9 protein-coding genes are annotated in these 6,565 nt (G+C 65.8%); 5 read left to right on the forward strand and 4 right to left on the reverse strand.

Going from position 1 to position 6,565, the window contains the following annotated elements; translation table 11 throughout:
* Window positions 1-64: 64 nt before the first annotated feature.
* The 3 genes from HWX08_RS21575 to HWX08_RS21585 are packed head-to-tail and all read left to right on the forward strand — an operon-like array spanning window position 65 to window position 2,395.
* A complete protein-coding gene (locus HWX08_RS21575; RefSeq protein WP_174921164.1) occupies window positions 65-622 on the forward strand; it encodes an ester cyclase in 558 nt (185 codons plus the stop codon).
* 11 nt (window positions 623-633) lie between these two features.
* Window positions 634-1,644: a polysaccharide deacetylase family protein gene (locus tag HWX08_RS21580; protein WP_174921091.1), complete on the forward strand. Its 1,011-nt coding sequence runs from the start codon at window positions 634-636 to the stop codon at window positions 1,642-1,644.
* A gap of 37 nt (window positions 1,645-1,681) precedes the next feature.
* Window positions 1,682-2,395 (forward strand): SDR family oxidoreductase, encoded by a 714-nt coding sequence (locus HWX08_RS21585; protein WP_069256456.1) that lies wholly within the window; start codon window positions 1,682-1,684, stop codon window positions 2,393-2,395.
* A 76-nt stretch (window positions 2,396-2,471) separates the two neighbouring features.
* Here HWX08_RS21585 and HWX08_RS21590 read toward each other — a convergent pair whose 3' ends face one another.
* Both HWX08_RS21590 and HWX08_RS21595 read right to left on the reverse strand, forming a co-directional pair.
* Window positions 2,472-3,113, reverse strand: a complete 642-nt coding sequence (locus tag HWX08_RS21590) for a CoA transferase subunit B (RefSeq protein ID WP_069256455.1) — start codon at window positions 3,111-3,113, stop codon at window positions 2,472-2,474.
* A 1-nt stretch (window position 3,114) separates the two neighbouring features.
* Window positions 3,115-3,819, reverse strand: a complete 705-nt coding sequence (locus tag HWX08_RS21595) for a CoA transferase subunit A (RefSeq protein ID WP_069256454.1) — start codon at window positions 3,817-3,819, stop codon at window positions 3,115-3,117.
* 222 nt (window positions 3,820-4,041) lie between these two features.
* Between HWX08_RS21595 and HWX08_RS21600 the strand changes: the two genes are divergently transcribed.
* Window positions 4,042-4,587, forward strand: a complete 546-nt coding sequence (locus HWX08_RS21600) for a PAS and helix-turn-helix domain-containing protein (protein WP_069256453.1) — start codon at window positions 4,042-4,044, stop codon at window positions 4,585-4,587.
* A 103-nt stretch (window positions 4,588-4,690) separates the two neighbouring features.
* Here the strand turns inward: HWX08_RS21600 and HWX08_RS21605 are convergent, their stop codons facing one another.
* Together HWX08_RS21605 and HWX08_RS21610 are read right to left on the reverse strand one after the other, a co-directional pair.
* Window positions 4,691-5,131 carry an acyl-CoA thioesterase gene (locus tag HWX08_RS21605; protein ID WP_069256452.1) on the reverse strand — a complete coding sequence of 147 codons (441 nt, stop codon included), beginning with the start codon at window positions 5,129-5,131 and terminating at the stop codon, window positions 4,691-4,693.
* A 32-nt stretch (window positions 5,132-5,163) separates the two neighbouring features.
* Window positions 5,164-5,946, reverse strand: a complete 783-nt coding sequence (locus HWX08_RS21610; RefSeq protein ID WP_011545236.1) for an SDR family oxidoreductase — start codon at window positions 5,944-5,946, stop codon at window positions 5,164-5,166.
* A gap of 178 nt (window positions 5,947-6,124) precedes the next feature.
* Between HWX08_RS21610 and HWX08_RS21615 the strand changes: the two genes are divergently transcribed.
* A partial coding sequence (locus HWX08_RS21615; RefSeq protein ID WP_175807064.1) for an NAD(P)/FAD-dependent oxidoreductase occupies window positions 6,125-6,565 on the forward strand: 441 nt, incomplete at its 3' end.

Genomic DNA, 6,565 nt, shown 5'->3' on the forward strand with positions numbered 1-6,565 from the left:
AATGGAAACCTACCATACCTGTTCCGCGTCGTCGCATGACGCGCTTCACAGGACCTCCGAAACCATGTCGATCCGCCTTCGTTCAGCCACCCGCTCCCTCGCGCGCGCATGCGCGGCGGCCGCTTGTGTCGTTGCGCTATGGCCCGCCGCCGCCCGTGCAGCCGATCTCGTCGCGCCGCACAGCCTGACCGTCGCGACGGATTTGCCGGCGGCGCAGGCCCGGGCGCAAATTCTGGCCGCACGCCGCTACGGCACCTTCTGGAATACCGGCGACCCCGCCCTCGCCCGCGCGGCGCTCGCCGCCGGCTTCATCGACCGAACACTGCCGCCCGGCCGCGAACAAGGGGTACCTGGGCCGCTCGCGGCCTCCGGCACGATGCGCGGCGCGATCCCGGACCTGCGCTGCGAGATCGAACAGATGATCGTCGCGGGCGATCGTGTCGTCGTGCACCTGCATTTTCGCGGGCATTTCACCGGCGCTTTCAACGGAACGGCCGGGCGCGGACAGGCAATCGACTTCATCGCGACCGACATCTACCGGATCGACCACGGCCGGATCGCGGAAAACTGGCACATCGAGGACAACCTGACGCTGATGCGCCAGCTTGGGCTCGTCGGCTGACGGAGGAGACGATGACTCAAGGTCACGACTATCCCGCGACGCCGCTGCCGCGCCGCACGTTCCTGGCCCAGGCCGGCGCCGGACTCGCGGCTGGCGTCGCGGCGGCCGCAGGCGCCTCCCTGCCGGCAACCGCCGCATCGATGCCGACGCCCGCGGCACCGGGCGCCACGCCGTTCTGGCCGGACGGCGCACGCATCGTGATCTCGATCTCGATGCAGTTCGAGGCGGGCGGACAACCGCCAACCGGCGCGGACAGCCCGTTTCCAGCCGTCGCGTTCCCGCGGTCGGTGCCGGTCGATCTCGCGTCGGCCACCTGGTTCGCGTATGGCTACCGGGAAGGGATTCCCCGCCTTCTCGATCTCTGGGACCGACACGGCGTGAAGGTCACGTCGCACATGATCGGGGAAGCCGCACGCCGCCACCCCGAACTGGCGCGCGAAATCGTGTCGCGCGGCCATGAAGCCGCCGCGCACGGCCCGACGTGGCGCGCGCAATTCGCGATGAGCCGCGACGACGAGCGCCGCTTCCTGGCCGAAGCACGCGACATGGTCGAAGCGGCGACCGGCCAGCGGCCGACCGGATACAACTGTAACTGGCTGCGGCGCGGACCGCATACGCTGTCGCTGCTGCAGGAACTCGGCTACGCGTATCACATCGACGACGTCAGTCGCGACGAACCGTTCATCGAGACCGTCGGCGGTCGCGATTTCGTGGTGGTCCCGTACACGCTGCGCAACAACGACATCCTGCTGATCGAAGGTCGCAACTACTCGCCGACGATGTTCCTCGAGCAGATCAAGCTCGACTTCGACCAGTTGTACGCGGAAGCCGGGCAGCGGCGCAGACTGATGTCGATCAGCGCGCACGACCGGATCAGCGGCACCCCGCAGATGGTCCGCGCGTGGGACGCCTTCCTGCGCTACGCCCGATCACACCCGGGTGTCGCTTTCATGCGCAAGGACGACATTGCGCGCTTCGCGCTGCAGAGTCCGTCGACGCTGCGCGAGACCGAAACGATCTAACGGACTCCGTTCAACGTATCACCCAGGAAAAACCTTCATGAATGAGCTGCTCCACGGGAAAAAAGTACTCGTCGTCGGCGGAAGCTCCGGCATCGGCGCCGCCGCCGCGACAGCCTTCGCGCGACGCGGCGCGCGCCTGACAATCGCTTCGCGCCATCCACGCAGGTTCGACAGCGACACCATGCCAGGCGCGCACGTGCGGACCGAAACGCTCGACATCACGGATACGGCGGATGTCGATGAATTCTGCGCGCGCGCCGGCCAGTTCGACCACGTCGTGATTTCGGCCGCCAATACAGCCACGGGCCCCGTCCGTGCATTGCCGCTTGCCGACGCGCAAGCGGCAATGGACAGCAAGTTCTGGGGCGCATACCGCATCGCCCGCGCAATCGATATCGCGCCCGGCGGTTCGCTGACGTTCGTGTCGGGTTACCTCAGTGTGCGGCCGAACGCGTCGTCGGTCCTGCAAGGCGCGATCAATGCGGCGCTCGAGGCGCTCGCTCGCGGCCTGGCACTCGAGCTGGCGCCGGTTCGTGTGAATACCGTGTCGCCGGGCCTGATCGCGACGCCGCTGTGGGACAAGCTCGCTCCCGACGCACGCGACGCGATGTACGCCGGCGCCGCACAGCGGCTTCCGGCACGCAGAGTCGGCCAGCCGGAGGATGTCGCGAATGCGATCCTGTATCTCGCGGCGACGCCTTATGCCACCGGCTCGACGGTACTGATCGACGGCGGCGGCGCGATCGCGTGACGCATGCATTCACGACAAAACGCCCCGCACTCCGTCAGGAGCGCGGGGCGTCGAGAATGACGCAACAAGGTGACGCTCAGGCCACCGCGCTGACGTCGAGCGGTGCGCCCGTCTTTGCCTGGATCTCGTCGGCGCTCACGCCGTCGGCGAGCTCGAGGACCTTCAGCCCGTTCGGCGTCACTTCGATCACGCCCAGATCGGTGATGATCAGGTCGACCACGCCGACACCCGTCAACGGCAGGTTGCATTCCTCGAGGATCTTGTGCTGGTCGCCCTTCGCGACGTGCTCCATCAGCACGACGACGCGCTTCACGCCGGCGACGAGGTCCATCGCGCCGCCCATCCCCTTGATCATCTTGCCGGGGATCATCCAGTTCGCGAGGTCGCCCTGCTTGCTGACCTGCATCGCGCCGAGGATCGCGAGGTTGATGTGGCCGCCGCGAATCATCGCGAACGAATCGGCCGACGAGAAGATCGACGAACCCGGCAGCGTCGTGACGGTCTGCTTGCCGGCGTTGATGAGATCGGCGTCGACTTCGTCTTCGGTCGGCGACGGGCCGATGCCGAGCAGGCCGTTCTCCGACTGCAGCCACACCTCGACGCCTTCCGGCACGTGGTTGGCGACGAGCGTCGGCAGGCCGATGCCGAGGTTCACGTAGAAGCCGTCCTGCAGTTCCTTCGCCGCGCGCGCGGCCATCTGGTCACGATTCCAGGCCATGTCAGTCTCCTTTCGCGCGTACGACGCGTTGTTCGATGCGTTTTTCGGGCGTCGCGTTCAGCACGATGCGCTGCACGAAAATCCCCGGCGTGTGGACGTGATCCGGATCGAGCTCGCCGTTCTCGACGATTTCTTCGACTTCCGCGACGGTGATCTTGCCGGCCATCGCGCACATCGGGTTGAAGTTGCGCGCGGTGCGGCGATAGATCAGGTTGCCGGACTTGTCGGCCTTCCACGCCTTCACGAGCGCGACGTCGGCCGTCAGCGACGGCTCGAGCACGTAGTGGCGATCGCCGAACTGGCGCGTTTCCTTGCCTTCCGCGATCACGGTGCCGTAGCCCGTATTCGTGAAGAACGCCGGGATGCCCGCGCCGCCCGCGCGCAGTTTTTCGGCGAGCGTGCCTTGCGGCGTGAATTCGAGCTCGAGTTCGCCGGCCAGATATTGGCGCTCGAACTCCTTGTTCTCGCCGACGTACGACGAGATCATCTTCTTGATCTGGCGCGTTTCGAGCAACAGGCCGAGACCGAAGCCGTCGACGCCCGCGTTGTTGCTGATGCAGGTGATGCCCTTGACGGCCGAATCGCGCAATGCGGCGATCAGCGCCTCGGGAATCCCGCACAGGCCGAAGCCGCCCACCGCGAAGGTCTGTCCGTCGCGGACGATCCCTTCCAGCGCGGCAGCCGCGCTTGGATAGACTTTGTTCATCTGTTGTCCCTTCCTCTATGGAAACCAGCAAAACCGGTTCACGCGCCCACCTGGCCCGCAAGCCCGCCGCATCATTCTATGCATGCACGGCGATACCTGCGTCGAGGCGCGCTGTTTTTATGCCGCGGCAAACGCCACGAGATGCCTGAAAGGGTACGATGCGGCGCGGATGCGGCACAATACGCAAAAATACATAAGCGTTTGCCTCCGCTTGCCCGCGCCATGCCCGCTCTCGATTACCAGACCGCCTTCCACCTCGCGCCGCTCGGCCTCGTGCTGTCGCGCGACCGCGTGATCGAGGACTGCAACGACGCGCTCGCGTCGATCTTCCGCTGCGCGCGGGCCGACCTGACCGGAAAATCGTACGAGGTGCTCTACCCGTCGACGGACGAGTTCCAGCGCATCGGCGAACGTATCTCACGCACGATGGCCGCCAATGGCATCTATTCGGATGACAGAATCATGAAACGGGCGGACGGCGAGCTATTCTGGTGCCACGTGACGGGCCGCGCGCTCGACCGCACCGCGCCGCTCGCAGCCGGCGTGTGGACCTTCGAAGATCTGAGCGCGACGCGCCGGGTCGCCGTCGAACTGACCCCGCGCGAGCGCGAGATCGCGGCGCAACTCGCGACCGGCAAGACCAGCAAGCAGATCGGGCGCGTGCTCGACATCAGCTCCCGCACCGTCGACATCTACCGTGCACGGTTGATGCGCAAGTACGGCACAAGCAATACGCCGGAGTTGCTCCAGCGCCTGCTCGGGCAGTGAATGGCGGCGCCCCGATGACAATCGGCCGCGCGTGGCGGCCGATTCGGGAAACAACGGGCAACGCGTGCCGCCGGCGACTTGGCGCCGGCCGCCGCATCGACGCTCAGCCGACCTTCGCCGCGAGCGCGCGCTCGATCGTGTCGCGCAGCAACTGCGGCAGCGGCACCGACTTGCCGAGCGCGTAGTCGACCCACACGCAACGCGCGTTGCCGCGCGCATAGACGTGCAGCGGATCGTCGGCGCGCGTCAGCTCGAAACCCGTGTCGAAGCTGCTACGGCCGGGCTTCGCAGCCGACATCTTCGCGATCACGTCGCCCGGATAGTGCAACTGCTTGAGAAACTCCATCGACGCCGTGACGATGACGGGCCCCTGCCCCTCACCGTTGCCGCCGGCGATGCCGAGTTCCTCGAACCACGAAATCCGCGCCTGCTCCATGTAGCGGAAATAGACCGTGTTGTTCACATGGCCGAACGCGTCCATGTCGCCCCAGCGGATCGGCATCGACATCTCAAAAACGGGGCAGTAATCGCTTGTTGCACTCATTGCAGTCTTCTTTGTTGCGGAATGTCATCCGCTCAGGCGAGGCCGAAGCCGTCGTCGGCGGAGATAATCGAGCCATTGATGAACTGCGACTCGTCGGCCGCGAGCAGCAACAACAGCCCGTCGAGATCCTGCGGCTTGCCGACGCGCCGGCGCGGCAGCATCGACTGCAGCTTCTGGCCCTGCTCGGTTTCCCACAGGTAATGATTGATTTCGGTATCGATATAGCCCGGACAGATCGCGTTGACGTTGATCCCGTGGCGGCCCCACTCCAGCGCCATCGCACGCGTCATCTGCACGACCGCGGCCTTGCTCATCGCGTACAGCCCGATCTGCGGGAACACGCGCAGCCCGGCCACCGACGCGATGTTGATGATCCGGCACGGGGGCTTGCCGTTGCCGCCACCGTTCGCGCGCATGATCATCCGCTTCGCGACTTCCTGCGCGACGAAAAACGCGCCGCGCGTGTTGGTGTCGAACACGAACTCGAAATCGGCCGGCGTCACGTCGACGAGCTTCTGCATCGTCGACACGCCCGAATTGTTCACGAGGATGTCGATCGTACCGGCTTCCGTCTCCGCGTGCGCGACCGCCGCCTTGATGCTCTGGACGTCGGTGACGTCGAGCGACACGACGTGCGCGGCGCCGCCCGCGGCTTCGATCTCGGCACGCAGCTCCTTCAGGCGCTCGACGCGACGGCTCGCGAGCACGACCTTCGCACCGGCCTGCGACAGTACCTGCGCAAAGCGTTGCCCGAGGCCGCTCGACGCCCCCGTGACCAGCGCAACCTTGCCTTCCAGATTGATCGACCGACCCATTTGCACATCCCCTTTCGATGTCGTTTCGCCGCCACGGGCAACACGGCCCGAGCGACATTACCCTAGCACGAAAATAGAACGATCGTGCTAATCTAGACGCATGCTGTTGCGGCAAGCGTTTCGTTTCGCAGACAATACGCTCCCGAATAAAAGCATTCTAACGGTTAGAGGAACGCCAATGACCCCCGCAAGCCTCATCGAGCAATACGGCCCGCGCGAATCGATGGAATACGACGTCGTGATCGTCGGCGGCGGCCCCGCCGGGCTGTCGGCGGCGATCCGGCTCAAGCAGCTGGCCGCCGAGAAAGGCACCGAAATCGGCGTGTGCGTGCTCGAGAAGGGTTCCGAGATCGGCGCGCACATCCTGTCGGGCGCGGTGATGGACCCGCGCGCGATCACCGAACTGTTCCCCGACTGGAAGGAACGCGGCGCACCGCTCGACGTCGAGGTGACGGAAGACCGCTTCCTGTTCCTGTCCGAGAAAGGCGCGGTCACCACGCCGAACTGGGCGCTGCCGGCTAATTTCCAGAACCACGGCAACTACGTGATTTCGCTGGGCAACGTCACGCGCTGGCTCGGGGCGCAGGCCGAAGCGCTGGGCGTCGAGATCTTCCCCGGC

The organism is Burkholderia metallica (assembly GCF_902832845.1).
GTDB lineage: Bacteria > Pseudomonadota > Gammaproteobacteria > Burkholderiales > Burkholderiaceae > Burkholderia > Burkholderia metallica.

Coding starts and splice junctions, on each gene's coding strand:
- HWX08_RS21575 (WP_174921164.1), top strand. CDS start 65: ATGTCGATCCGCCTTCGTTCAGCCACCCGCTCCCTCGCGCGCGCATGC.
- HWX08_RS21580 (WP_174921091.1), top strand. CDS start 634: ATGACTCAAGGTCACGACTATCCCGCGACGCCGCTGCCGCGCCGCACG.
- HWX08_RS21585 (WP_069256456.1), top strand. CDS start 1,682: ATGAATGAGCTGCTCCACGGGAAAAAAGTACTCGTCGTCGGCGGAAGC.
- HWX08_RS21590 (WP_069256455.1), bottom strand. CDS start 3,113: ATGGCCTGGAATCGTGACCAGATGGCCGCGCGCGCGGCGAAGGAACTG.
- HWX08_RS21595 (WP_069256454.1), bottom strand. CDS start 3,819: ATGAACAAAGTCTATCCAAGCGCGGCTGCCGCGCTGGAAGGGATCGTC.
- HWX08_RS21600 (WP_069256453.1), top strand. CDS start 4,042: ATGCCCGCTCTCGATTACCAGACCGCCTTCCACCTCGCGCCGCTCGGC.
- HWX08_RS21605 (WP_069256452.1), bottom strand. CDS start 5,131: ATGAGTGCAACAAGCGATTACTGCCCCGTTTTTGAGATGTCGATGCCG.
- HWX08_RS21610 (WP_011545236.1), bottom strand. CDS start 5,946: ATGGGTCGGTCGATCAATCTGGAAGGCAAGGTTGCGCTGGTCACGGGG.